The organism is Chamaesiphon sp. OTE_20_metabat_361 (assembly GCF_031364565.1).
Genome location: NZ_JANLWO010000177.1, coordinates 1 through 2,488, shown reverse-complemented (window position 1 = coordinate 2,488; position 2,488 = coordinate 1). Strand labels below are relative to the sequence as shown.

The following is a 2,488-nucleotide window of genomic DNA, read 5'->3' as shown; positions in this document are numbered from 1 at the left end:
TCCAAATTCAATCTGTATAGCTTAAAGCTAGCGAGAATTACCGCCATGACAGCAGCCATACCAGCCACCCAAAATAAGTTTGAGCGACTCAAATCAGAAAAAGACGGACTAGCACTCAAAGCCGAATTAGCAGAATTTGCCCGGATTGGCTGGGAAGCGATGGATGAGACCGACCGCGAGCATCGGTTGAAGTGGTTGGGCGTTTTCTTTCGTCCCGTGACTCCAGGGCGGTTTATGATGCGGTTGCGGGCACCGAGCGGGATTACGACCAGCGACCAGTTACGCGTGTTGGGCGATATCATCCAACGGTATGGGGATGACGGGAGTGCCGATATTACTACCCGCCAAAGCATCCAGCTTCGGGGGATTCGGATTGAGGATTTGCCCGAAATCTTTCGGAAGATGGCTGCTGTCGGGCTGACGAGTATGCAGTCGGCGATGGATAATGTTCGCAACATTACAGGTTCGCCTGTAGCAGGCATCGAAGCGGGGGAATTGTATGACACCCGCGAAATGATTCAGGAATTGCAGGATCGGATTATTAGCAAGGGTGAGGGCAATCCTGAGTTTAGTAATCTACCACGCAAATTTAACATCGCGATCGCGGGTTGTCGCGACAACTCGGTTCATGCCGAAATTAACGATCTTGCCTTCGTTCCGGCATTCAAAGATGATGTATTTGGATTTAATGTTTTAGTCGGTGGCTTCTTTTCGGGTAAGCGGTGCGATGCGGCGATGCCGATGAATGTCTGGGTGGCACCTGAAGAAGTTGTCGAGTTTAGTTTGAGTATCCTGCGCCTGTTCCGCGACAATGGTTTGCGTGCCAATCGGATGAAGGCGCGATTGATGTTTCTCATCGATGAATGGGGGATTGAAAAATTCCGGGCTGAAGCCGAACGCGTCTATGGCAAAACTCTCTTAGCTGCGGCACCAAAAGACGAAATCGAATGGGAAAAGCGCGACCACATTGGCGTGTATCCTCAGAAGCAAGCGGGACTGAATTATGTCGGCCTGCATATCCCCGTCGGTCATCTCAAAGCTGCTGATTTCTTTGAATTAGCCAGATTGGCGGAAGTGTACGGGACTGGCGAAGTCCGATTTACGGTCGAGCAAAATGCAATTATTCCCAATATTGCCGATGCCGAGTTAGACCTTTTATTGAGCGAACCAACTTTAACCAGATTTCAAGTCAATCCTGGCAATCTCACCCGCACGGTGGTTTCTTGTACTGGCGCTCGATTTTGCAACTTTGCGCTGATTGAAACCAAGCAACATGCTGTATCGGTTATCGATGCAGTCGAAGCAAAGGTTGATGTCCCCAAACCAGTGCGGATTCACTGGACTGGATGCCCCAATTCTTGCGGTCAACCTCAAGTCGCCGATATCGGCTTGATGGGTGCCAAAATTCGCAAGGATGGTCAAACTGTCGAGGCTGTGGATATCTTCATGGGTGGTACTGTGGGTAAAGATGCCAAGCTCGGCGAAAAGGTGATGAAAGGAATACCACTATCCGAATTAGACGGCGTACTGGTTGGCTTATTAGTTGAAAAGTTTGGGGCGACAATCTCGGGAGTTTAATTAATCAGTTCGTCACTCATACTAGTCAAGGTTGTCAAGTTATTGACAACCTTTTTTAAATTATATATTCAGCGATCGAGTCAATCGATCGAATCCAGGTAAAATAGCATCGCTATCCTGCCTAAGTTTCATGAAGCTCAACCAATTAATTGCCATCTTACAATCAGTCAAAACTACTCGCTGCCAGTATTATCGATCGATAAAGACTGGCAACACGATCCCAATCGGGGATGTTATTTCACTTTAGCAAAAGAAACAGTTAAAACCAAAAAAATTACCGACTTTGTGGTTGCCTACGAAGCGACCGAACATCATCCCGCTCAAATCAAAGAAGTTTCCAAAGATATTGTCGAAGGAATTTGGAGTTTAGTCGAGTTTTCGGGAGCATTACCGCAAGATCGGGTCAATTCATGATTACGCCGTGTCGATAAACTCCAAAAAGCGACTATTCAAGCAAGAGAAGAAGCCAATAATCATCAAGTCCAATCCCGCCAAGTTGCCACAGCAATTTTTGGTTATCTATTCGCAGATTGAGTTATGCTAGCGACCGAATACAAGTTCAAGTTTAGTGCCGAGAGTGTTTACAGGTTCGAGTCCTGTCTCCCAGACTATCCACCTGGGAGTAGGCAAACAAGTAGCTAGACACACTAGTCTAGCTGCGAGGTAAAGCCGCTGCTTCGCCATCAAATTTAAGGTTAAATTCAAGTTATTACTCTAACTTCATTATCAAACCTCGCTCCCTAGATCGACTTTTGCAAACCAACGCGTGTGAGACGTGAGTTCAAATCTCGTCCTTTGCTTATTTACTTGCAAAGGTAGTTTAGCGGTAAAACTTCACAGCATCAGACTAAGTTTGTGATAACTGGAAATTATTAGATAGGAATAGCGTTATAACTTATGAACCCGGCAA

At 46.5% G+C, this 2,488-nt stretch carries 2 protein-coding genes; both read left to right on the top strand.

Translation table 11 applies throughout. The annotated features are described in order from the left end of the window. The first annotated feature begins 45 nt into the window (after positions 1-45). A complete protein-coding gene (locus RMO35_RS04870) occupies positions 46-1,578 on the top strand; it encodes a ferredoxin--nitrite reductase (RefSeq protein ID WP_309738962.1) in 1,533 nt (510 codons plus the stop codon). 285 nt (positions 1,579-1,863) lie between these two features. Then, positions 1,864-1,992: a hypothetical protein gene (locus RMO35_RS04865; protein ID WP_309738960.1), complete on the top strand. Its 129-nt coding sequence runs from the start codon at positions 1,864-1,866 to the stop codon at positions 1,990-1,992. Positions 1,993-2,488 lie beyond the last annotated feature (496 nt).

Excerpts from the sequence above, each read along its gene's own strand:
- RMO35_RS04870 (WP_309738962.1), top strand. The coding sequence starts at position 46 with ATGACAGCAGCCATACCAGCCACCCAAAATAAGTTTGAGCGACTCAAA.